Source organism: Pseudoalteromonas sp. SR41-8 (genome assembly GCF_014163915.1).
Classification (GTDB): Bacteria; Pseudomonadota; Gammaproteobacteria; order Enterobacterales; family Alteromonadaceae; genus Pseudoalteromonas; species Pseudoalteromonas rhizosphaerae.
The window spans coordinates 132,734-157,157 of sequence record NZ_JACJEE010000011.1 but is presented as its reverse complement, the minus strand read 5'-3'; the positions used below and the strand labels follow the sequence as shown (position 1 = coordinate 157,157).

Here is a 24,424-nt window from a genome sequence, read left to right as displayed (position 1 = left end):
AACGAGCAACGAGCAACGAGCAACGAGCAACGAGCAACGAGCAACGAAAAAATAAAAGTGCCGTTAATTTAAGTCAAGCATGTTTTTTTAATATAACTACAATTGGTTAAGTTAGCCGTAGCTAAATCGACTTAAATTAAAAAGTGGTCTTTTAACTTGTAAAAATCGTTACTGGAAACAAAGGGATTAGACAAGACCTCGCCCTAGCGGTTTTCACACACCAATTTTAGCCTTCAAGTTCATCCTCATTTACTTCTCATTATCTTCTCTTTGTGCAAAAGATCTTTAATTGAATTATTCACAAAGGGTTAAGAGCCGCTGCGCTTTAGAGGGCAATAAGTAAATGCTGTGCTAATAACGTCAGGATTATTGCAGAGCACTGCTTATATTTCATATGCGCCTATTTTAAGTGCTGACGAATCCTTTTACCAAACAAATGTTTAAACTTAATTAAGTTATTAATGTGCCATAATTTAATATCAGAAAGATCACTCTCATCTAAAATCGAACCGTCACGATAAACCGCTACTCTAGTGGCTCTTTTACCCTCTATTGGCTCCCATGAAAGCACATTACCAAATTCACTTTCAATACCATCTCTGCTTTCAAGTAAATAGCTCAGACATGACTCATTTTGTTCAGCGTTGCCAAAGTCAATATAAAGCTCAGTCCGCACTTTATTACCTTGACAAAAATTTGCGCCATAGTTGATACCTGAGATACCTGAAGCAAATGAATACCAGTTTTGGGGTTGGCCAGCCTTAGCTGAAGTAAACTTGTGATCGTCTCGCAACTCATTAATTAAACCTTGAAAGTATTCGCGATACTTTTCAGATTTAGCACTTGTTTTTTGAACAGACTTATTTGCAGACTTGCTCTTTTGCCACTCGTTTGGAAATACAACTGGTTTTAGGTTAAACGCGGGTTTTGAGTCATCGATTTTAATAACTTCAACAACAACGGCAAAGAATTGAGTTTGATTGTCTGTTCTGTGGTTTAGCCAGTCTAAGGCTTGTCGATGCTCTTCACGAATTGTTTCAGCAACCCAAATTACAAATGAAGCATCAAAACCAGCTGCATATGTTAGCAACTTACCTAAGTGATCATGATCAGTTTGAGAAAACTGGTTTTCGATAATAACATTTTCAGCGGAACCAAGATCCCTAGCTAAGATATCAAGAGAAAAACTCCCCACACTAGCTTCTTCTTGAATCAACTCAAGCTCCAAACCGACTGCATTACCTAGTTCTTCAATATTTTCTGCTAACCACGGAGTAAAGTCTTGCGCTTCGTGCGCCCAAATATCTCGTAAGGGAACTTTCTTCAACTCACCAAACATATATTACTTCCTATTTATCCGACTGGCATAAAACGAGCCTGTAGAATAACTCGTTTTTAATTTATTTTTATTGATGCATTAACCATAGCCGAGTTCCTATTTTGATTCAATCGACAACTGACTTTCGCGTAAAATATAAAAAAAGACTTGGTGTTGTTTTAATTGGCGTTTTGCAGGTGTTTGAGTGGCTTTTTTGAGGAGTTATGGGCTATCTTTATTAATATAATGTGTTTAACGCATGCTAACATTAGCCTTCAAGTTCATCCTCATTTACTTCTCATTCTCTGCTCTTTGTGCAAAAGATCTTTAATTGAATTATTCACAAAGAGATTAAGAGGCGCTGCGCTTTAGAGGGCTATAAGCAAATGCTATGCTAATAACGTAAGGATTGCACAGCGATCCCTTATGTATTTGCCGTAAGCTACTTGCTTAACAGCCACATCCACAGATGAAGTAAACGAATTTGTTTATTGATTTAGAATTGACCGTCACTGTATAAAAACGGTCAAAGAAAATACTAGTGCCTATTGACAGAGTTAAGGCTCATATTTGTTAGGCTTTTGTTGGCACTGATAAGCCTAGCGCATTCATTAAATCATGCTTACTTTGCTCTAAAGTTTTACCTGCTGTATCTACAACAACTCTTTCAGTCATCCATTGATAGTATTCACGTTCATAAACACTCTCCCATGTTGGAAGTTGTAAGTCAGGTATATCAGAAACTCTAGTTTCTATTCGTTGTTTATGCTCGTGCAGGTCAGAGCAGATAACTTCAATTTCGATAAATTGAGCACTTGACCTAGTTGCAGTATTTCTCCACAACTCCCGTGACTCATTTACTGGATTTGTAGAATCAGCAACAACTGATTGTCCAAGCTTTAAATTATCCGACGCTACCGATGAGGCAATCTTATATCCCTCATCGTAAATCTGATTAATACCATGGCTTTTTAAGGTTTGTTCAATCGTATCAACACGCAAATAAACAGCACCGATAGTCTCTGACAAATATTTAGATAGCTCAGACTTGCCAGTACCTGGCAAGCCGCCAAAAATATATAGCAATTTAATTTTCCCTCAGAGATCGAATAAAAAGCCTAACGAGCCTGTAGAGTAACTCGTTTTTAATTTATTTTTATTGATGCATTAACCATAGCCCAGTTGCTATTTTGATTCAATCGACAACTGGCTTTCACGTAAAATATAAAAGACGATTTGCTGTTGTTTTAATTGGCGTTTTGGAAGGTCTGACAAGTGTTTGAGTGGCTTATTTTAGGCGGTAAGTGCCTAGCCTTATCAGTACATCGTGATTACAGGAGGTGAACCGCCCACTGCACTTACTGTAAATAAAAAGCGCATATGGGTGATGTTGAAAGAGCTCAGGCTACCCGATTAGTGTAAGCTACATTTGCAACAAGAACTTACGTAAATCACGCTCTTGTCTCATTATGTGTAAAATAAAAACCTTATCATTGTCTATTTTGTAAAATATACGACAAGGATTAACTATCACTTCACGGTAATTCAGATTTGATAGTTCAATCGGTGTTTTCCCTGATTCAGGGAACTCTTCAAGGCGTTCAACTTTAGCAAAGATTTTCGCCACCAACTTTTTAGCTGACAGCAAGTTACTCAATGCAATATATTCAGCGATATCGTTTAGATCTTCCAGAGCAGGATTTGTCCAGATTATTTCAGCCATTTATTCATTTTCTCTTTAGCTTCAATATTAGACGTAGTTTCTCCTCTACTTATTGCCTGCTCGCCTTTAGCTAACGCCTCAAGGATTTGCATACGTTTTTGCATGAATTCGAAGTCATCAACATCAACAAGATACGCTGACGGTTGCCCATGTTCGGTGATTAATACGGGCTCTTTAGTTAAATGCAGTTCAGATAATATTTTCGTCGCTTGGCGTTTCAATGTTGTTACTAACTCTACTCTCATAATAACCTCCACAAAAATGTATCACTATAGTAGCACTGAGTAAGCAATTTAGGAAACACAGCTAACGAGCATGTAGATTAAAATTAGACTAAACTAGACTGACATATTCGATTGATGAAACCAGCCCTCTTGAGTAGTGCCATGATGAAGTTAACCGATGAATGTCTCGGCTCTGGCATCCTGCTTCACTCTACCTTCTAAATCCATTTAGTCGTAGTGCCCCAGCGACCCCAAAAGGATATGGGAAAAACCTGGCTGCGATGAGATCGCAATAAGCGATTACTGCGTAACGCACCTTATATGTGTTTGCCGTAAGCAATTTGCTTAACAGCCGCATCGACAGACAAAGTAAACGAATTTGTTTATTGATTTCGAATTGACCGCCCATTTATAAAAACGGTCAAATAAAATACTAGTGCCTATTGACAGAGTTTAGGCTCATATGTGTTATATGCTCTATCTGGAAAAGAAAACATATTCACCTGACTCTATTGGTGGCCCTTGCCAACCCCAATCAACTTTTATTTTATCGTTGATAATACTTGGATTGTCTCTTTCAAATTTTAAACGACAAAGATACTTAAACCATACAGATTGAATTGAACCACCCTTATCACGATTGCTAAAATAAGAAAGCATTTCCTTCAAATTAAGTGCTCTGAAGCGCTGACACTCTTCTACAAATAGCTTTTGACCTTTGGTTTCAGGATTAATCTGATTTGACGCAAGAGCGCTTAACCATGCTCCATATTTATTAATAATTTCAAGCTCGGCAAGTGTAAACACCTCTGTTTTACATTGCATGCTATACGGCTTATTAATTAATGCACGATGCTCCTTTGAATGTGAGACCTTCTCATATTTTTTCGGAGAACGAGTTTCACTTGATTCACAATTGCTAGCCTGTAGCTGATCAGGTTTGTTTTCTTTCCTCTGAATAAGAAAAAAGAAAGCAATAACGACTACAAGTACAATTATCAATGTGACTTCTATATTCATATCGAAACTCTAAGGCTATCGTGCCAACGCCGCGCTCTGCGGAAATTTAGGAGCGCCAGCGAGTAAATTTTCCGTAGCAGCGCCTTGTTATGCATCTTCAAGGTTCACTCCGAACTTCTTGACCCTTCTTTTGTTGATTTCGCTCTCAGAGGCAATTTTTCGTAGTGCCTCTGTAGCTCTATAGGCAATTTCTTTCTGTTGATCACTCGCATTTCCAAACTGACCGAATTTCAGACATGTAGTCACGAAGGATGAAAGATGTCTACCAACCTCGGTTTTAAATAAATGGTAGTAATCGTCGATAGGTGTGTTTGCTAATACCACTTCGTCGCTTTGGTTCCATCCACTTTGGCCAGCTATCCTGTCTAAGACTTGTTTCGCTGTCTCGGTAGTAACAGACTTATTATAAATGTCGTTAAATTTATCAATAACCTCTTGATCTCTAATATCACCAAAAACGTTATTCTCCTTCATATTAAAGAGCTCAGTTTCGTCTTTTCTACTTTCTATATAGATATCAATGATCTCGGTCGCTTTATCCTCTTCACCTAATTCCCGAAACAATGAAACAGTGCCATTCAAGTTTAGAGGTGTTATGTATTTACAGTTTTCCTTAAAGCTTTCATACAATCCATTAATAACCTCATCGCTATTATCATTAAAAGTATCATGATAGAGCCGCCAAGCTTCCGAGAAAGACCCCTCGGATTTAGATGCGACTACTTCCTGGTTTTTATTAGATGCTTTTTCTTTGAAATCTTCTTCGACGAAATAACCTGTTTTGACAGCTTCTGCCAACAATAAATCTAGCCCGTCGGTAAGCTGATAACCATATGCTTGTAGAGTAGTTTGCCACTTATTATGCTGTTCACTGACTTCTTCATTCCCGATACCAAGAAGCGTATAGCCCTTACTAGTTATAAATTCTAAAGTTGGTATATCTTCGTTTGAATTTGAGCAGAAATAACTCCATGCATAAAGTACTAGCGAGTGTATGACTTGATCTGTTATTTCCGGCTCAAACCCTTCTGTGAGAGGTAAAGATAAAGTAACGAGTCGTTCGATTTTTTTAAGTATACGAATATTTCGAATGCCGAGGCTAGTAGTTAACTCTCTTAGCCTTGAATAATTAGGGTTTTCGTCAGAGTACGCTATTGATGAGCACTCTTCTGGGTCTGGAGCAAAAGCAAGTTCAATATCAATTACCTTTTCACGGTATTTCTCATAATCTTCGAGACCATCTTCTCCGTCATTGAGCAGCAACACTACCTTACATTTCTTTTGCTCTTTTAGTAGTGATACCAATCCTAATACATCTTTTATTTCTAGGCCTTTTCCTTTTCTTTCTAAGTCATCTATACAGATAAGCGTGTTATTTAGTGACAAGAAAGAAATTGTCTCTATTGCAGGACTGAATGATTTAACTATTGGAGCGCCTTTTAATAAATTAAAAGATTGCCTTCCAAATGATTCTATTAGGCTCGAAGTATTTTTCTTGAAAGTCTCAATACTAGCCTCAGTACCGATAATTTCTCTCTTAACGACATTTTCAAAAATTGAATATTTAAAAGCTTCTAAAGAGTTGATACCAAAAAGGGAGACATAAGAGTAGCGTTCAAGGTTTATTTTATCTTTAGAGCTGGCATCTTTAAGAAACTTCTTCCAGCTAAAGGTCTTTCCAACTCCCCACTCCCCCTTGATAGCCATAACCTCAGGTTCACCTGAGGATAAGAACTGAAAGATTTTATCTTTGATTACTTCTACCGACATTGATAATCCTTCAAAAATGCATAACAATTTTATAGTGCGCGAAGGGCGGATCTTTCTACTCCGACCACACTCACATTAATACTTTACACAGTTTTAACAAATTAGCTAAGGTATTACTATCACTAAGTTTTCTATTATCTTTAAGCAAAGCTAAATGAAACAATATACGCGCGCCGCACATATCCTTGAATATGTGCGCAAACAACAGTTTGAGCACTTAATTAGCTATTATATTTAGTCAATTTCAATTTCCTGTGATCACTTTTAGCCAAACTTCGTCAAAGTGGCAATAGCGTTCAGTCAAACAGAAAGCAGCAAAATTAAAAAAGGGAGACTGAATCTCCCTTTTTTAAATTTTTATTCGCTGTTATTTTTTCGGCAAACGCATTCTTGCAACCGTATTATCAGATAAAACATAATGGTGGAATAAGGCGGCGGCTGCATGTAATCCAATCAAGTAATAACCAACTTCCCCTGCGGTTTCATGCAGCTCTTTGATGGTTTTAGCCAAGTCTAAATCTTTACTGGCCAATGGCGGCAGCTCTAGACCAAAAAACGGAATTGGTTTGCCTGCCGTGCTCAAAATTAACCATCCAGCAATAGGCATAGCAAACATGAAACCATACAAAATAACATGCACTAGTTTGGCCAGGTTATTTTGCCACTTAGCTGGTTCTGGTTTTATATCAGGAGCCGAGCCACCCACTACGCGAGCAATTAGCCTAACGCTTACTAAAGCTAAAACCGATAAACCAAGCATAAAATGCCACATTTTAAAGGCATCTCGGGTTGTAGTCCCTTTGTCGAATAATTCGCGCAGTTCAATGCTTGCGTAAACAGCTACAATCAATATGAACATAAGCCAATGCAAAGCAATGGAGAGCGTATTGTAATGAGTTGTCGTGTTTTTTAAATTCATAATGCCTCTCGAAAAATGAAATTATACCAATCGTGTTAAGTTACTGACCATTTATAGCGACAGATAAATACAGTGATAACAAGGCATAAATTTTGACATGTAGTTGTTCTACTTGAAAAAATCATAACGCAGTTAGCGCTTTATTTAGCTCGCTAGAATGGTTAAATATTTAAGTCGATCGGTATTACATGGCTACTCATCAACCTACCTCTTATGTTTTGAGAGCTTGAAGAGGTAACCTCTACCCTTGTACGTATTAAATACTCCACATACAGTAACCTATCGTTACTAAGTATTTAGTGATCTAAAACATAAAATTTGTATTTCAAAAATCATGTTTAAATATGGTTGGTTAAGCGTAAACAGTAAAACTTAAAATAAACTTAAGTGATTGGCATAACAAAATAACAAAATAACAACCGTTGGTTACCTTTCGATAAGTATTTGCTAGTTAAACTAATAATTGAAAAGAAATTGAATTTACAACGTTTTTTACACTGTGGCTTTTGAATCAAACAATGCCAGTTCGAATCATGGCTAGCTTTTCAATACCGTGATCGGGCGTCCATCTTTTAAACTCAACAAAGTCATGCTTTTTATATAACTTAATAGCGGGCTCGTTAACTACTGCGGTTTCAACTATCGCTGTTGATGCTGTTTCAATAAAGTTAGTTAACGCATAGCGGATTAACTTATCGGCGATGCCTTTTCTAAAATGCTTTGGGTCAACCGTTAAGCTATTAATTTCTAATCGCTCATTGATAATTACCAGTTCAATAACCCCTGCAAGCTGAGTATCGTCATAAAATCCATAAAAAAGCGTTTGCGAATTGTGTATATCATTAACAGTGCGCGATAAAGGCGGAAAATTCTGCGTACCTATTAATTCAGCTTCTATTTTATAAGAGCGTTGAAAGGTGGTGTAAATTTGCTTTGCGACTGCCTCATTTGCATTATCTAACTTTGCAATCATTGACTGAAATCCCTGTTGTAGCATTTTTAGTTGTATAGACTGCAGATAATAACATTCAGCCCGTACCATCTTTATAATTATTATTAACTTATCAACGTGCCAAATTTTATAAAGTGTTTTTAAAAGAGCTAGTTGAAGGAGCTGATTTAAGCCTTTTACTCAATCAGTCCCTCCTAAACTACACACTTTACTGTTGTGATCCTTGTACACCGTAAATTGCAGGGCGCTTTAGCTGGGCACTTAAAGGTAAATAACACGCCAGTGCGCCAAGGCTAATTACAAACAATAAAGTCATGAATAACATACCAAGCTGCATAATTTGCGGTACTCCATCCGCAATCAGTTGTAGTGGTTGTTGTAAAGCCAGCAATAACGCAATACTGAGTATTATACCCGTTACGATTGCGCTGCCATTTTGCTTAAATACTAACAAAAACAATGCCAGTGGCTTTGCGCCAACACACAAATGAATACCAATTTCAGCACGCCTTAATAACACTGAGTAGCGCATAATACCTATCAAACCAATACTGGTTAAGGCAATAGTGGCAGCAATGATCATCAGCGTTGTCGCCGATACTACATAGTGACGAAACAGTGCTGTATCGCGCTGTGCATTTAATGGCGCTAATTGATGAACTGATAAGCCTGAATCAATAGATTGTAATAAGGTGTTAAGCGTATTTTTTGTTAAGTGCTGAGCATTTTTAAACTCGATAATAAATGAATTATAACCAGCACGAGTCAAATAAGCTTTAGGCTCAAGCGACGTTTTCCCCGGTATAAGCATTGTTTTAACTATGCCTATTATTACTAAATCATTTTCGCGCCCTGAAGTTATATCAAAACTCAAATGCATGCCCAATGCATTACCATCATTTGATAATTTTTCTGCTAGTACATCATTAATAATAATAACATTCGCATTACTTTTAGTATCCTCGTTTGTAAAACCACGTCCTTGTAATACGGGTTGTTTAAGTAATGAAAAATACTGCTCATCAACTGATTTACCATAAGGTAATACGTTTTGATTGCTTGCTACCTCAACCAATGACCAAGTAATTAAATTATCGTTTATAGGTGATGATGAACGACTTACTTGCCTAACCTCTGGCAGTAAAGCAAGCTCGTTAGCTACTTGCTCTAATAGCTGATTTGCTTTGTCTCTATCAGCCGCTACATGGCTTGCTACATTAACCTTTAAACTCGTTAATTGCTCAAGTGGCAGTGTGAAAGCCTCGTCAATATTACTTTTATTAACGCTAAAAACTAAAAAGTTAATAAACAATAATGTACACGCTACAGCTACTTGAAAAGCGACCAAGCCTTGCCATACGCGCTTGCCCACCTGCACTGTCGTCCCTTTTCCTGCTGACTTTAAACTACTTATCAGTTGTTGGTAATTTACTATTCGCGTACATAAAAAAGCGAACAGCGTCGTTAATATTAAGCCGCTAACCAGTGTGATAAGGAATGATACTGCATTAATAGAAAGCTCATTGGCGCGCGGTAATATTGCCATGGCAAAATCGCTTAAGGTTGCTAAAAAAATCGCCGCTAACGCAAGGCCTATTATACTTGCTAAGCCTATTAGCAAGGCAATCTCCAGCCAAAACTGTTTAAACAAAGTAAACCGTGTTGCGCCCAGCGCCGCACTCAGTGCTAATGTGTGTTTACGCGCTGCAGTTCTTACAATAAACACGTTACTAATGTTTACACAGGCAATAATAACCAACCCCGTTACAGCTAAAATGAGCCAATAAATATTCTGCGGTGTCTCTTTTAATATTACTGTTTGCAAGGTGTTTAGCTCAAGTTCGATATGCCAACCTGCAAAGAATGCTTCGGTCGTAATATGCTGTTGCCATACATCATCCACATACTGCGATAACCTTTTACTCGCCTGCTCAATGCTTACATCGCTTGGTAATTTAGCCACAAAATGGCTGCGCGAGTAACGGTTCCACCAAAATGGTTTAGCCTCTGCAGAGGTTAAATTATAATCCCACGGCAACCATACGTCAGTGACCTGCCCTGTTTTGATAAGTGCAGGCGATTTAAAGTTGGCTGCAGCCACACCTATAATTTTGAATTGCTGAGCGCCCACACTAAGTGTTTGACCTATTATGTTTTCTTTACTGGCAAAGTCATTTTGCCATGTTCGATAACTTATAACGGCAACGGGGTTAAAACTATCAAGAGCTTCGGTTTGCGTAAAACCTCGTCCTAAATGTAGCTTAATTGCAAACATTTCAAACCACTGAGGGGTAACAAATGAGGTGTTTACTATGGGTAAGCCCGCTACATCATCAAGGCGTTGTTCACCGTAATACACCAACGCAGCTTGCTCAAATAAGTTATGATTTTTATATAAACCAATCAGTGCAGGGTAATTAAAAGCGCGGGTATTAAGCGCCCCGGTTTGGTCTATTTGAGCATATTCAGCTTTTACTAACCGCATTTGCTCAGGGTATGGCAATGGTTTTAACAGCATAATATAGGCAAGTGTTAATACAGTAATTAATGCAGCTAAAACAATACTTAACGTCGCTACAACACTTAAACTGTAAACTTTATGATTAGTTATATTAAGTAATGCATTTTTTAAATTATAAGTCATTATGGCACTCCGTTAAGTTATCCCTTAATAGCCATTGACGTTTTATTATTTTTGGATATTCCATTTTACTCTCACTAAACAGGTTATTTAAGCACTTAGCTGATCTTTTATACCCACAGCCCCTAGCATCTCACCATCCAATAGCTTTAGTTGCCTTGTAGCCATATCACAGTAACGCGGGTCATGTGTCACCATGCAAATAGTGGTGCCGGCTGCATGTAGCTCACTTAATACGTGCATAACTTGATCTCCCGATTTTGAGTCTAAATTACCCGTTGGCTCATCAACTAATAATATTGCCGGTTCAGTCACCAGCGCTCGGGCTATCGCCACGCGTTGTTGCTGTCCACCAGATAATTGGTTAGGTTTATGACTCATACGATGCCCAAGCCCTACTTTTTCAAGGCACGCTTTTACTTTTTCAGCAATCATTTGCTTGTTTGGTTTACAGTGGTGATAACGCAGTGGTAATGCCACGTTGTCGAACACACTTAACTCATCAATTAAATTAAATGATTGAAAAATAAATCCTATTTTTGCATTGCGAATTTCAGCAGCCTGATTTAGCGAAAGTGCAGAGACGTCTTTACCGTCAATTAAATATTCACCGCTGGTTGGCATATCAAGTAAACCCAATAATGAAAGTAATGTTGATTTACCACAGCCAGATGGCCCCGATATCGACAAGTATTCACCGCGATAAATACACAAATCAATACTACGCAGTGCATAGGTTTGTAACTCTTGGGTTTCAAATACCTTACTAATTCCTTTCATTGCTAATACGACATCGGCTTGGGTGTTCGTTATTTTTTGCTCTGTCATTATTTTTGTCCTGTTCATTAGTTAATTAGAATTTCGCTATTGCTGCGAGTAAGGTTGGTTAAATCTGAAATAATTAATTGCTGATCTAACTGTGCGCCGCTTAGTATTTCGATAAAGCGCCCAGCCTCGCGACCAAATTTGATATCAACCAAGTGTGCGCTTTGCTGCTGTGAGTTTACCTGATACAGATCTCTTACACTGTGCGGTTTTACGTTTGCTGGGCGCTCGATATAAGTAACATCTTTTAGCTGTGCGACCTTAATATTGGCATCGACTGTTAATTGCGGCCGAACATTTTCAGGGAGCTCTTTAGGCAACGATAACTCTACCTCTACTGTATTATTACTCACCACAGGGCTGATGCGTGACACCTTTGCCATAACAACACCGCGGCGTGTATCTACTTCTGCGAGCTGCCCTAACCGAATATCATCTACTTGATTTTGTGGTACTTGAATAATTGCAATTAACGAATCAACCGAGCCGATAAGCGCAATTTCTTGCCCTGCATTTACGCTTTGCCCAAGCTCAATCGGTAAACGCTGTAATACCCCATCCATTCCCGCTACTACAGATAGGTTGGCCAATTGTGTTTGTGCCATAACTACTAACCCTTGTTGCTGTTTAATTTGCTCAAGCTGAATGTTTTCAGATTCTATGTGTACGGCTTTTAGTTGCTCTGAACGTTGCTTAGCTATTGCTAATTGCTGGCGAAGTTGTTGCTCGTCTAACACGCTACGCTGATAATTAAGCGTTGAGACTATGCCCTGTTCAACCAAACTGGTTTCAGCTTTTAATTTTAGTTTGGCATTTTCGTAAGCGGCATGGCTTTGTGCCACATGAGAGCGCTCGTTTAATAACTCGCGAGTATTGTTTAATCTTAACTGGCGTAAGTTAGCATTGAGTTTATTAAGTTCTTGCTGCGCATTTTCGAGCTGTTGCTCAAGCGCTGGATTGGCTAACTGCACAATCACTGAGTCACTGGTCACTATTGCGCCTGGTTTTAATAAAATAGCCTGCACAGTGGCCAACGTTTTTGCCGTAAGCAATTGCTGCTGCGCAGATTTAAGTTCACCATAACCTGTAACCGTAATCGCAAGCGCGCCTTGGCGTACATCACTAATAATAATATTACTGCGCGATACTGACACACCTACTTGACTGCTGCGCTGATAAATCACTGCCACAATTAAAATAACAGCCAGTAATAAAATTAGCTTATGCCAAAGCGATAACTGCTTGACTACTTTTGTTTTTACTATGTCCATATTGCACCGCATTATGCTTTGTATATCTAAGCTATAGCGAAACACGTGCCAACATTAAAAATCAATAAATACAAGGAATTACAAGTATTTACTATTCAAGAATTCTTATTGAGCGGCGATACCGGACTCCTCAGTATCAATTTGAGACTGGCCCTAGTTAAAGGCTTTCACTTCGACAGACACGCTACCCCAAAATCGGACGCAAGCAGTCCGTAATCGGACTGGAACACCTACTGAAATCACCTTTAAATAGCTAACAAGCTGAAATACAAAAATAAAATCACTGGCATAGAAATCGCTATACGCTACAATCAACCTGTGCTTATTCACCTATTTGGAAGTTTATGCCTGCCACTATTTTGATCATTGAAGATAGCCCCGAAATCCGCCTAAGCGCGCGCTTTATTTTAGAAGATAACGGCTACCAAGTGCTCGAATGCGACTCACCTTTTAGCGCGCAAGCAGTAGTTAAAGATAGCCAAGCGATTGACCTTATTTTGCTCGATATGAATTTTACCCGCGACACCACATCAGGTGACGAAGGTTTGGCGTTTTTACAGCACTTACATAAACAACAGTTAGATATCCCTGTCATCGCAATGACTGCGTGGTCGAGCGTAGATCTAGCGGTTCGCGCTATGCAACACGGTGCGTGTGACTTTATTGAAAAGCCATGGCAAAACCAGCGCTTATTAAAATTGCTCGATCAGCAACTCACACTTAAAAAGTTAAACAAACAAAATCAAAAGTTGCTGCAACAGCTTAACGATCATGCCTCGCCTGCATTTGTGTATCAGTCACACGCTATGCAACAACTGATAAGTCAGTTAGCTAAGGTGGCTAAAACCGATGCTAACATTTTACTAACCGGTGAAAATGGTACGGGTAAGAGCCAATTAGCACAATGGCTTCATCAGCAGTCAACTCGCCATACACAACCGTTTATTGCAGTGAATATGGGGGCTATTGTTGAATCGTTATTTGAAAGCGAAATGTTTGGTCATAAAAAAGGCGCGTTTACTGATGCTAAAAATGAGCGCATTGGCCGCTTTGAACTGGCCGATAACGGCAGTTTATTTTTAGACGAAATAGCCAATATACCACTACCACAACAAGCAAAATTATTACGGGTACTCGAAAGCCAAGAGTTTGAGATGGTTGGCGCGAGTCACACTAAAAAAACCAATGTACGCTTGATCAGTGCCACCAATGGCGATATTGCCACACTGATAAAACAAGGCCAGTTTAGAGAAGATTTATACTATCGGATAAACACTTTGGAGTTTGTAATACCGCCACTACGCGAACGCATTGAAGATATAGTGCCTTTGTGCGAGCACTTTATAAATTTACATGCTAAAAAATACTCAAGCACCATACTTACATTGAGTGAATGCGCTAAACAGGAATTAAACCACTATACTTGGCCGGGCAATGTACGCGAGCTAAGCCATGTGATTGAACGGGCAATATTGTTAGCAACAACCGACACATTGACCGCCGATGACTTAAACCTGCACAGCAGTCAAATCAATAACACATTACCACTAATGACACTAGAGCACGCAGAGCGCCAATTAATTGATTTAGCCCTCAAGCAGACCCAAGGCCATATTCCTAACGCCGCTAAATTATTAGGTTTAGGTAAATCTTCTATGTATCGTCGCCTTGAAAAATACGGGATTACCGTATGAAAAGCAGTATGACACTTAGTTGTCTTTATCACTCATCGCTGGAACGCAGTTTAATTGGCTTTGCATTTTTTAGTAGCACTTTAGCAGCGTTGGGGTGCTATTTTATTGGCCAATGTTTTGCTTTATCTGTTGTTACTTCTGCCGTTATCTCAATCCTATTTTTAGCTATTTATCTTAAGCTGTTTATTCGTACCTATAAAAAAGTGATCAACAGCTTTAACCGCAATTACGCCCACCTAGATGCCATTTTAAACGAAGATTATAACCAGCTCGTTAAGCCCAGCTATCAGGCGGGGAGTATTCACCAATTACAACAAAGCTTGATTGAGTTAAGTGAAGAGTTATTTAAAAAGAAGTCGCGATACGATCAGCATGTTTTTTTGGTGTACCAATTAATTGAGCATTTTAATGTGCCGATCATGGTGCTCGATCAACATAATAAGCTCAGTTATGCCAATAATGCGTTTAGCGAATTTAAACAGACTCAATGGCAAACCTTACGCTATGCAAGCGCTGAACAATTAGGGCTTACAAAGCAAGACGCACATTGGCAATTTAGCGATGTTATTACAGCCCAGCAATGGCAAATACGCCACAGTGAATTTATAGAGCAAGGCAGCTGTCATCAACTTATTGTTATGATCGACATCACCTCAGCCCTTCGCGAAAGCCAACTGCAAGCATGGCAGCAAATTATTCGCGTACTCGGTCACGAAATTCGCAACTCACTCACACCAGTTACTGCAATGGCTGAAAATCTCGCCGTGAAGCTCACCGAGCCACGACAAATACAAGCACTTAATGTTATAAGTGAGCGCTGTAATTATCTTAATGAATTTGTCACGCGCTATGGCGATATAAATAAACCACTGGCACTTAATATAGTAGCAATAGACACCGACACATTTTTAAAACAAGTGTGCGCAATATACCCTGACGTTGCATTTAGCTGCGTAACAGACGCCGCAACTTTTAAGGCCGACCGCACGTTTATTCATCAAGTCATGATCAATCTAATAAAAAATGCCATCGAAGCAAGCACCCCGCCCGTTAAAATAACATTAGGTGTGCATAAGCAAGGAAAAGTAAGCTGCATCACCATTGATGATAACGGCCAAGGCCTTGCCAACCCCGATAACATATTCGTGCCGTTTTACACCACTAAACAACAAGGTCAAGGGATTGGTCTAAGCTTTTGTCGCAACGTGATAGAGCAGCATCATGGTAGTTTGAGCTTAGCGAATAAAGAAAAACACCAAGGTGCAGTCGCAACAATACTATTGCCAGTGTAGCTAGCTTCGAAAAGAAATACTAAAAAGAACATTTAGTTTAATCAGCGAATACTTTGTAAAAGCAGCCCCTATTCTAAAAAACAACGATAAAAAAACCTGTACGCCCTCAAACTCAACTTCATGTAATACGCTGTAATATGTCTTTTGTGGTGGTCATTCTACAATTTCACTCGGTTACTTAGTAACCATATAACAGTGCGAATGCAATCTACAAAAGGAACAAGAAAATGTCTGATGAAAGCTTATATCTCGTTAAATTACAATTTCAATCTGGTGTTGTTGGTGGTGGCTCTATGGAAATTCAGTTTGCTGTAGATCCAAAAACAGGTTCATTAAATGGTCGAGCGAATGGCAGCATCCAAGAAGGAACGCAGCATTCACCTCATTTCACCGCTAGCGCATCGGGCCATATGCATGCAACTGGCTATAATGATGTAACTAAAGTTGGCGCGCTAACAGGTCAAGCAGTGGTGTCTTTTCCACCACCTGCAATTGGTAGTTACCAGTCACCTTTTACGGCAAGCTTTGGCGTTGATAACCAATGGAATGGCAAAGGCAGTTTTTCAGTGGGTGATAATACCTACCAATGCAAAGTGACTCTAATTGACTAAATAGAACATAGTTTGCTCTACTAGATTAAATTAAGCGGCGTATAGTAACTTTGAACGTCGCTTAGCTCTCACCTGTTTAGGTTTTCTTGGCTCACGTTTTAACTAAAGCTGAAGGTAAACAAGTCCGCACGACTACAACTATATTTAAAGTATCTGTTGATTTAATACTGAGCAACTTGCTTCTATTTGATAAGTGCGCTGAAGAACAGTGTGAATTTGCTTTACGACTGTCCTTGTATGCATTACCTAGATTTTTAATCAATAAGTTAAGTTCTCTGCCAACTTGTTTTATGGCTCAACTTATCATGTATCGCGTTTTTAAAAGGCTTATTACCGTAACTCATAAACACTAGATAAATTTACACTTATATAATATAGAGCTTATTAACCATGCACTTCTGTGATGCAAGTAAATGCTGCGATGCTCTAAACATAGAACAACACAGCTTACTGGTTAAATGCTATTGTACTAATCCGCCATCAGCAATATTCCATTCATGTATGTTAGTGAGAATATCGCGTCCAGTTTTTCCAGCTTCAGAATACTGGCTATTACCAGCATGAAAACCAATTTTTAGCGGTGGAGTCGATAACTTACTCCAGCCATTGAGTAGAGCATCGTAGTTTTCAACCGACAATGCAATCCCTTCAAACATGCTACGCATATCACTGAGGTTAGAAATATCCCAATCACTTAAGTTCTGATCAAATGAAACCGCATTGCGAAACATACTGTTCATATAGGCAACGTCGGACACATTCCAGCGGCCAATGTCTTGATTAAATGCTGATGCACCATCAAACATATTGCCCATATAAAATACAAACCCAACTTTCCAATCACCTAAGTCTTGATTAAATGACACTGCATTAGCAAATAGTCCTGTCATCCTATAAACACCGCCAACTGTCCATCTGCCTATTGGTTGGTTGAATTGACTGGCATTATTAAACATGCGTATCATGTCTTTTAAGCTCGCTGTATCCCAATTGCTAATATCTTGATTAAAGTTCGTTGCACCATCAAACATATGCCCCATTCTTACGACACGAGACACATCCCAGCTTTCAAGAGCTTGATCAAATAAAATAGCACCTTGAAACATACCGGTCATATCAGTAATAGTAGAAACATCCCAATCGTTTATGTCTTGATTGAACGATTGCGCATACGAAAACATGTAAGAAAGATTCGTGACGTTTGATAAGTCAGGTGTATCTAAGGCATTAATAACAAGGTTAGAGCAGTTTATAAATGCACGCTCCATTGATGACCAACGAATATCACCCCACTGCTCTACCGTTAATAATTTGCTCCAATCAGCTTGCATTTCATCAAAGTAAAAACGTGGGAAATCACCACTTATTTTAATGGTATAGGTTCCGCTAGTTTCGTATGTGTGGGTAATTGTATTAACAACATTGCGGTCGATAGTGCCATCGCCCCACTCTATCTGGAAATTATAACCCTCGCCTTTAGTTGTAATTTTAATTGTATTAGCATCTGTTGAGAGCAGTTGTGTATTATCCGTTTTCCAGGTTGTGATAAATTCACGAGGTATAACCACCTCAACAGTGCGCTCAATACTTGCCGTGTTTCCTGCTTTATCTGTTGCAGTATAGGTAACTATGTATACACCTACGTTATTAACGTCAACCTCACCAAATACTGTCGCACTGATTGCACCATCAAAGTCATCAAGTGCCGACGCCCCTTGCTCTGAGTACTCTTCATTTAAGAATAACTTAATATACTCTTTACCAATGAGAGTAAGCAGCGGTGGCGAGATGTCTTTAGCCTCAAGTACTGTCACTTTTCGGGTAATTGAACCCGTATTACCAGCGGAATCGACTGCAGTATATGTAATTGTGTAGTCGCCGGGCGTACTTTCGTCCACTGAGCCTGAAATAGCGACACTGACTGTTCCATCCACATTGTCTTGTGCTTGCGCCCCTAGTTCTTGGTATGATTCGCCCAGCTCAAGAGAAATAGACTTTTCACCATTCAACGTTATAGTTGGCGCTTGTGTATCGTCGGGTGCAACCACTGTAATTGTTCTAATTACACTTGAAGAGTTTCCCGCGCTGTCAGTAGCAGTGTATGTAAACGTATATACACCAGCTTGATTAAGGTTCAAAGAGCCTGACACGCTAACACTTACGCTACCGTCTTTATCGTCTGAAGCAGATGCACCTAACTCTTGGTAGCTATTGCCTATATTGAGCGTAATAGCTTGCGAACCGTTTAAAGTAATAACAGGCGCTGTTATATCTAGGTTTGAATTAGTTCCTGTGTCAGATTTTTCTGCACTACCAGAGCCACCGCCACAAGCAGATAATGTAAACAGAATGCACAAAATAAAAATATGCTTAAAGATAAATAAGCGATTAGTCGTCATTTTTTTTCCTTTAAAATGCCTCAATGTACGAACTTTGAGTAAGGGTAAGTAATAAAGTAAAAATATATTTAGGGCGCGCATTCTACTATACCCACAATAGGTAATCTGTATTTATTTACCAATAGACTATTGTTGATAAGTTTTTTAATCAGCATGAGGGAAAGTTAAAACGATACGGATTGGCTAAAAAAGCTATGGTTCATCGTCAAATATTGATTTGAGTGGCGCTCGAGTCCGCATTTCACTTTTCTATAGGCATAAAAAAACCCTTGCTAAAAAGCAAGGGCTATCAAAAGTGGTACCAGCGGCCGGACTTGAACCGGCACGCCTTGCGGCAGGGGATTTTGAATCCCCCATGTATACCAATTTCATCACGCTGGCATCATTTTTCTTTAACCTTCTAACATGAGAAGATAAAGAAAAACCACTTTAGAGCTAGGACTTATCAAGCTGTCTTTGTCTCTATGCCATGCATTATACAAACAATAAGAGGAGCAGCAAGCGTTTTTTACAAAACCACGATCAACCGCTTAACAATTGAGCAACCATTAACATTCACTCATAAAAGCGACTAGCTAGTATTTGTCTCGCTATTTGCTAAACTAGCGCACATATTAACTTTGTGAGTTTATTTATGTCTGCTGAATTTCCGCGTGCGAGCTTTTGGCGTCGCTTTGCGTCGTTAGTTTACGATACGTTAGCTATTATTGCATTTGCTATGCTAAGCGTTGTTTTGTATTTGTTTGCCGTACAAGGGCTTATTTCACTTGAGGTTATTAGTTTAAATGGTGCTGAGGATGTGTCTGCGCTAATTCAAAATTCACTATTGTTATCAGGTCTTCGCAGTACACTTTTAGTCGTTGTAGCGTTAGTGTTTTTTGGCTATTTTTGGACTAAGAGTGGCCAAACGATTGGTATGCGCGCATGGCGTTTAAAAGTACAAACTCGCGATGGTAAGCTAATTAGTTGGTCACAAGCCGTTATTCGTAGCGTAACCGCATTACTTGGCTTGGGTAATTTAGTGGTATTAGTTGATTTTAAAAACAAACGAGCGCTGCAAGATTACCTGTCTAAAACCGAGGTTGTTGCGCTAACAAAAGAAGAAAACAAACGAATTTATCGTTCTTTAGATTAGCAATAAGGAGCTAGGCTGCTAGCTCCCCATTATCAATTTCGCTTATTAAGCAAGTAAGTCGCAAAACCTATAAATATTATGCTTGGTAAAGTCGCCCCGATTATCGCAGGGATTTGATACACCATCACCACAGGACCAAATATTTCATTGGTTAGGTGAAATGCAATACCGGTTACTACGCCCATTACAATCCGCGCGCCCATCGTCACTGTACGCAGTGGGCCAAATATAAACGACAGCGCCACTAATAACATCACCGCTATCGATACTGGCTGCATAATTTTACGCCATAAAGCCAGCTCATAGGTGCTGGTATCTTGCTCATTTTGTTTTAAATAACCTAAATACGACCAAAGTCCTGTGAAAGAAAGCGCCTCTGGTTTTACCGATACTACACCCAGCTTTTCAGCTGTAAGTTGTGATTCGTAAAACTCTTCATCTTGTTGCTGTGTACTGATCAACTCTTCACTGAGTTGCAGTTTACTTACATCACGAAGTAACCAACCATCTTTACGGCCTACTGCTTCGCGAGCTTTAGTAATTTGTGTAAGTTGTAGTGATTTATCAAAATGATACATGTTCACACCGTGTAATACGCCGTTTTGGTCAACATCTTCTATATTAATAAAGTTATTACCATCTTTAGCCCATACACCTTGCTGAGCGTTAAATACATCGCCACCGTGTATAGCTTGATTACGCATTTCTTTCGCTTTGAGCTGTGCGGCCGGTGCGCCCCACTCGCCTAATACCATCATACAAAGCGCCATAAATATTGCAGTTTTCATCACTGAGACAATAATTTGCAAACGCGACATACCAGCAGCTTGCATAACCACCAGTTCACTATTTGACGCAAGTGCTCCAAGACCTGTTAAGCCACCAATTAAAGCGGCCATTGGGAAGAACACCACAAGATCGCCAGGCATGCTATATAATGTATATAACAATGCAGTTGCAATATCATAGCTACCGCGACCGACTGATTTAAGCTGCTCAATAAATTTAATCAGGGTACTGATCCCCACCAAGACCATCAAAGCAAAACCAGTGGTTTGCAAGATGCTACGGCCTAAGTACCAATCAAGCATTTTCATCATGCGCCATACTCCCGCTTAGTCAACACAGCTTTTAGCCAAGCACCGAGTGGCCGCCCTTTAATGATCAAAAAGCCGCCGATAAATAACGCCGTAAAGTGGATCCACCATAGGCCAATTGAAGGCGGAATTTTACCATCCTCAACTGCAAATTTTGCTGCATTCAATAAGATGAAATAACCTAAATACAAGCTTATGGCAGGTACTAACTTGGCAAACTTACCTTGGCGCGGATTAACGACACTCAGCGGTACTGCTAATAAAGTAAGTAGCGGAATAGAAAGCGGAATAGCAAGACGCCACTGCCACTGAGCAATCGCATCAGTCGTTTTCATCGCAAACAAATCAATGGTCGGCACAGCTTCAAGTTTGCGGCGTTGATGTTCTATCTCTTGCTCACGGATTTGTACACTATAGCCATCAAATTCGGTTAAATTGAGCGCTGGCGTTTCGCCGTCAGTTTCGTAACGCTTACCGTCACTGAGCACCAATTGCTGCTCACCGCTTTCTTGCTCGACCACCACACCCCGCTGCGCATATACTAACCGTGCGAGATTGTCTTTTTCACTATCGGGTAGTTGTGCTACAAATACTTTGTGTAATTCTTTGCCGCCGTTTTCGATATTGTGAATAAACACCACCGCTTTTTCGTTCCCTGTTTGTTGAAAGCGCCCAGCACGCAGCGCTGATAACCCGGCATCCGCTTTGGCTTGTTCTTTCAATTGATATTCTTGTTCACTCGCCCATGGGGCTATATATAAAGTCAGTACTCCCGCCAATAGCGCTAGTACCACACTAGAAACTAAGGTTACACGCACTACGTACCATTCACTAACGCCACAGGCTTTGAGAACAGTCATTTCACTGTCGGCATAAATGCGACTGTAGGCGAGAATAATCCCTAAAAAGATACTTAGCGGTAGTATTAATGATGCCAATTGCGGTAACTTTAGTGCAATCATCGACAGTACTAACTTAGCAGGAATACCGCCTTCAGAGGCGTCGCTTAGAATAACAACAAACTTTTGCGACAAAAAAATTGTCATCAAAGTTAAAAATACGGCGACCTGAGACTTTAAAACTTCAGTGGTCAAATAACGGAAAATTAGCAATGATCGCCCCTGTTAAACATGATGTTTTACTTCAAGAGTAAGAAAATTTGAGTAAACTTAGGGTTTTATTATATGTCATCAACATTAAATATCATACCTAGCAACTCGATATATTGTCGCATTAGTGGTATTGATGGCTACAAAAGTATAAAGTTCAAATACACATAATGAGTCAGCGTTTATAAGCTAATATTAAGCTAGTATCTGGATTTTTATTTTATTACCCTTATTTAAGGGTTAAATGACTCAAAATTAGGAGTGACAATGGAATTTAGCGTAAAAAGTGGTAGTCCTGAAAAGCAACGTAGCGCATGTATTGTAGTTGGCGTTTATGAGCCACGTCGTTTATCCCCCATTGGTGAACAACTCGATAAAATCAGTGATGGTTATATCTCTAATTTATTGCGTCGCGGCGACCTTGAAGGCAAGCCGGGACAAGTGCTGTTATTGCATCATGTACCCAATGTGTTAAGTGAACGCATACTATTGGTCGGCTGTGGTAAAGAGCGCGAGCTAGACGACAAACAATACAAACAAATTATTTCAAAAACTATCAATACCCTAAATGAAACTGGGTCGATGGAAGCGGTATGCTTTTTAACTGAGCAACATGTTAAAAGTCGCGACACCTACTGGAAAGTCCGCCAAGCGGTCGAAACCACCCAAGACTGCTTGTACACATTTAACCAATTAAAAAGCAAAAAAAGTGACCCGCGTCGCCCGCTGCGTAAAATTGTGTTTAACGTGCCAACTCGCCGCGAACTTACCATTGGTGAAAGCGCCATTGAACATGGTCTAGCGATCGCTGCAGGTAGTAAGTTATGTAAAGACGTAGCGAACATGCCGCCAAACATCTGTAATCCTGCATATTTAGGTGAACAAGCGCAAGAACTTGCAGCTAACTTTGACAACGTTACAGTTGATATAATTGGCGAAGATAAAATGGCAGAGTTAGGTATGAATTCATACTTAGCAGTTGGTCGTGGTAGTGATAACGAATCTATTATGTCGGTAATTAACTACCAAGGCGGCGCGAAAGATCAAGCCCCAATCGTGCTAGTTGGTAAAGGTTTAACCTTTGACTCAGGTGGTATTTCACTCAAACCAGGCGAAGCCATGGATGAAATGAAATACGACATGGGCGGTGCAGCCGGTGTTATTGGCGCAATGCGTGCTTTGGTGCAAATGCAATTACCGATTAACGTAATTGGTGTACTCGCAGGTTGTGAAAACATGCCAAGCTCGAATGCTTATCGTCCGGGTGATATTTTGACCACTATGTCAGGGCAAACAGTTGAAGTACTAAATACCGACGCTGAAGGCCGCTTAGTATTATGTGATGCACTCACTTATGTTGAGCGCTTTGAACCTGAAACCGTGATTGATGTCGCTACTTTAACTGGCGCTTGTATTGTTGCCCTTGGCGCTCATGCAACGGGGTTATTATCTAACCACAACCCACTGGCACATGACTTGTTAAAAGCATCTGAGCAAAGTGGCGACCGTGCGTGGCAGTTGCCACTGTGGGATGATTATCAAGATCAACTAGAAAGCCCATTTGCTGATTTTACTAACTTAGGCGGCCGCTCTGCGGGAACGATAACAGCAGCATGCTTCTTATCTAAGTTTACTAAAAAGTATAACTGGGCCCATTTAGATATCGCAGGCACTGCTTGGCGCAGTGGTAAAAACAAAGGCGCAACAGGTCGACCGGTGCCAATGCTTACGCAATATTTACTCAACCGTGCCGGTGTAAGCGAAACCAGCCAAGATTAAACCCCGCGTTTAACAATACATTGTAAATTTAAATAAGGCGCTTTTTAGCGCCTTATTTATTCCCCACTTATTAACGTATAAATTAGCGTATTAATTGAAGCAAAACGCGTTATATGGCAAAATCCCTGCTTTGATTTAAGTATTATTTTCAATACTGTGGGAAGCCCCGATACAATGAGCATGAACGCCCAGTTTTTCGTTCTAAAGCAACAAGATGAGTCATTAGCCAAGGCTGATGATCACTTTAGCTTAGCGGCTGATATTGCTGCTGAACAGTATCGTCTTGGTCATCGTATCTTTATTTACGTTGATGATCTTGAAATTGCCCATGCCATTGATGAAACTATTTGGTCATTCGACCCCGACAGTTTTGTGCCTCACAATCTCCAAGGTGAAGGTCCAAAAGGTGGTGCGCCCGTTGAAATAGGTACTACCCCGCCAGTCGGTAATCGTAAAGTTTTAATTAACTTGGCTGCACAATTGCCGGACTTTATTCGTCGGTTTAACCAAGTTTTTGATTTTGTGCCCGTTGAAGCCACTGCTAAACAAGCTGCCCGTGAGCGCTTTAAAAAGCTACGCCAACTCGGTGCTAATATCACCACGCAAGATATTAATAGCTAACATACCTTTTGTATAAATAGCTAA

General features: G+C 39.7%; 20 protein-coding genes and 1 tRNA gene. 6 read left to right on the top strand and 15 right to left on the bottom strand.

Annotation, left to right across the window (positions count from 1 at the left end):
* Positions 1–400: 400 nt before the first annotated feature.
* The 11 genes from H5162_RS09890 to H5162_RS09840 all read right to left on the bottom strand — a co-directional run bounded on the left by H5162_RS09890 (position 401) and on the right by H5162_RS09840 (position 12,663).
* Positions 401–1,339, bottom strand: a complete 939-nt coding sequence (locus tag H5162_RS09890; protein ID WP_182778392.1) for a DUF4268 domain-containing protein — start codon at positions 1,337–1,339, stop codon at positions 401–403.
* Positions 1,340–1,891: 552 nt separating this feature from the next.
* Positions 1,892–2,404 (bottom strand): AAA family ATPase, encoded by a 513-nt coding sequence (locus tag H5162_RS09885; RefSeq protein WP_145241240.1) that lies wholly within the window; start codon positions 2,402–2,404, stop codon positions 1,892–1,894.
* 337 nt (positions 2,405–2,741) lie between these two features.
* Positions 2,742–3,041: a type II toxin-antitoxin system RelE/ParE family toxin gene (locus H5162_RS09880; RefSeq protein ID WP_145241241.1), complete on the bottom strand. Its 300-nt coding sequence runs from the start codon at positions 3,039–3,041 to the stop codon at positions 2,742–2,744.
* Positions 3,029–3,286 (bottom strand): type II toxin-antitoxin system Phd/YefM family antitoxin, encoded by a 258-nt coding sequence (locus H5162_RS09875; RefSeq protein ID WP_149981240.1) that lies wholly within the window; start codon positions 3,284–3,286, stop codon positions 3,029–3,031. Before H5162_RS09875 ends, H5162_RS09880 begins: the two co-directional genes overlap by 13 nt.
* A gap of 456 nt (positions 3,287–3,742) precedes the next feature.
* Positions 3,743–4,285: a hypothetical protein gene (locus H5162_RS09870; protein WP_182778390.1), complete on the bottom strand. Its 543-nt coding sequence runs from the start codon at positions 4,283–4,285 to the stop codon at positions 3,743–3,745.
* A gap of 87 nt (positions 4,286–4,372) precedes the next feature.
* Positions 4,373–6,055 (bottom strand): hypothetical protein, encoded by a 1,683-nt coding sequence (locus H5162_RS09865; protein WP_182778388.1) that lies wholly within the window; start codon positions 6,053–6,055, stop codon positions 4,373–4,375.
* Positions 6,056–6,422: 367 nt separating this feature from the next.
* Positions 6,423–6,974, bottom strand: coding sequence for a cytochrome b (locus H5162_RS09860; protein ID WP_145235009.1), 552 nt, complete (start codon positions 6,972–6,974; stop codon positions 6,423–6,425).
* 511 nt (positions 6,975–7,485) lie between these two features.
* The gene (locus tag H5162_RS09855) at positions 7,486–7,947 is read right to left on the bottom strand and encodes a GNAT family N-acetyltransferase (protein WP_145235007.1); all 462 of its coding nucleotides are present in this window, start codon (positions 7,945–7,947) and stop codon (positions 7,486–7,488) included.
* A 187-nt stretch (positions 7,948–8,134) separates the two neighbouring features.
* Positions 8,135–10,570: an ABC transporter permease gene (locus H5162_RS09850; protein ID WP_182778386.1), complete on the bottom strand. Its 2,436-nt coding sequence runs from the start codon at positions 10,568–10,570 to the stop codon at positions 8,135–8,137.
* 87 nt (positions 10,571–10,657) lie between these two features.
* Complete coding sequence (locus H5162_RS09845) at positions 10,658–11,395, bottom strand: ABC transporter ATP-binding protein (protein WP_182732533.1); 738 nt, start codon at positions 11,393–11,395, stop codon at positions 10,658–10,660.
* A gap of 17 nt (positions 11,396–11,412) precedes the next feature.
* The gene (locus tag H5162_RS09840) at positions 11,413–12,663 is read right to left on the bottom strand and encodes an HlyD family secretion protein (RefSeq protein ID WP_145235000.1); all 1,251 of its coding nucleotides are present in this window, start codon (positions 12,661–12,663) and stop codon (positions 11,413–11,415) included.
* Positions 12,664–13,007: 344 nt separating this feature from the next.
* On the opposite strand from H5162_RS09840, the gene H5162_RS09835 reads away from it, so the two are divergent.
* The 3 genes from H5162_RS09835 (at position 13,008) to H5162_RS09825 (ending at position 16,260) form a co-directional block, all read left to right on the top strand.
* Positions 13,008–14,357: a sigma-54 dependent transcriptional regulator gene (locus tag H5162_RS09835; RefSeq protein WP_182734584.1), complete on the top strand. Its 1,350-nt coding sequence runs from the start codon at positions 13,008–13,010 to the stop codon at positions 14,355–14,357.
* Positions 14,354–15,649, top strand: a complete 1,296-nt coding sequence (locus H5162_RS09830; RefSeq protein WP_259398201.1) for a PAS domain-containing sensor histidine kinase — start codon at positions 14,354–14,356, stop codon at positions 15,647–15,649. Before H5162_RS09835 ends, H5162_RS09830 begins: the two co-directional genes overlap by 4 nt.
* A gap of 227 nt (positions 15,650–15,876) precedes the next feature.
* Positions 15,877–16,260: a DUF1842 domain-containing protein gene (locus tag H5162_RS09825; protein WP_145234995.1), complete on the top strand. Its 384-nt coding sequence runs from the start codon at positions 15,877–15,879 to the stop codon at positions 16,258–16,260.
* A gap of 461 nt (positions 16,261–16,721) precedes the next feature.
* On the opposite strand, the gene H5162_RS09820 is transcribed toward H5162_RS09825, so the two are convergent.
* Both H5162_RS09820 and H5162_RS09815 read right to left on the bottom strand, forming a co-directional pair.
* Entirely contained in the window at positions 16,722–18,659 is a 1,938-nt protein-coding gene (locus tag H5162_RS09820; protein ID WP_182759604.1) for a BspA family leucine-rich repeat surface protein, read from the bottom strand.
* 296 nt (positions 18,660–18,955) lie between these two features.
* Positions 18,956–19,040, bottom strand: a tRNA-Leu gene (locus H5162_RS09815).
* Between the two features lie 253 nt (positions 19,041–19,293).
* Between H5162_RS09815 and H5162_RS09810 the strand changes: the two genes are divergently transcribed.
* The gene (locus H5162_RS09810; protein WP_145234991.1) at positions 19,294–19,794 is read left to right on the top strand and encodes an RDD family protein; all 501 of its coding nucleotides are present in this window, start codon (positions 19,294–19,296) and stop codon (positions 19,792–19,794) included.
* Between the two features lie 32 nt (positions 19,795–19,826).
* On the opposite strand, the gene lptG is transcribed toward H5162_RS09810, so the two are convergent.
* Positions 19,827–20,894 carry an LPS export ABC transporter permease LptG gene (gene lptG, locus H5162_RS09805; protein WP_145234989.1) on the bottom strand — a complete coding sequence of 356 codons (1,068 nt, stop codon included), beginning with the start codon at positions 20,892–20,894 and terminating at the stop codon, positions 19,827–19,829.
* Complete coding sequence (gene lptF, locus H5162_RS09800; RefSeq protein WP_182732528.1) at positions 20,891–22,003, bottom strand: LPS export ABC transporter permease LptF; 1,113 nt, start codon at positions 22,001–22,003, stop codon at positions 20,891–20,893. Before lptF ends, lptG begins: the two co-directional genes overlap by 4 nt.
* A 264-nt stretch (positions 22,004–22,267) precedes the next feature.
* On the opposite strand from lptF, the gene pepA reads away from it, so the two are divergent.
* Entirely contained in the window at positions 22,268–23,779 is a 1,512-nt protein-coding gene (gene pepA / locus H5162_RS09795; protein ID WP_145234985.1) for a leucyl aminopeptidase, read from the top strand.
* Positions 23,780–23,953: 174 nt separating this feature from the next.
* Positions 23,954–24,400, top strand: coding sequence for a DNA polymerase III subunit chi (locus H5162_RS09790; RefSeq protein ID WP_145234983.1), 447 nt, complete (start codon positions 23,954–23,956; stop codon positions 24,398–24,400).
* Positions 24,401–24,424 lie beyond the last annotated feature (24 nt).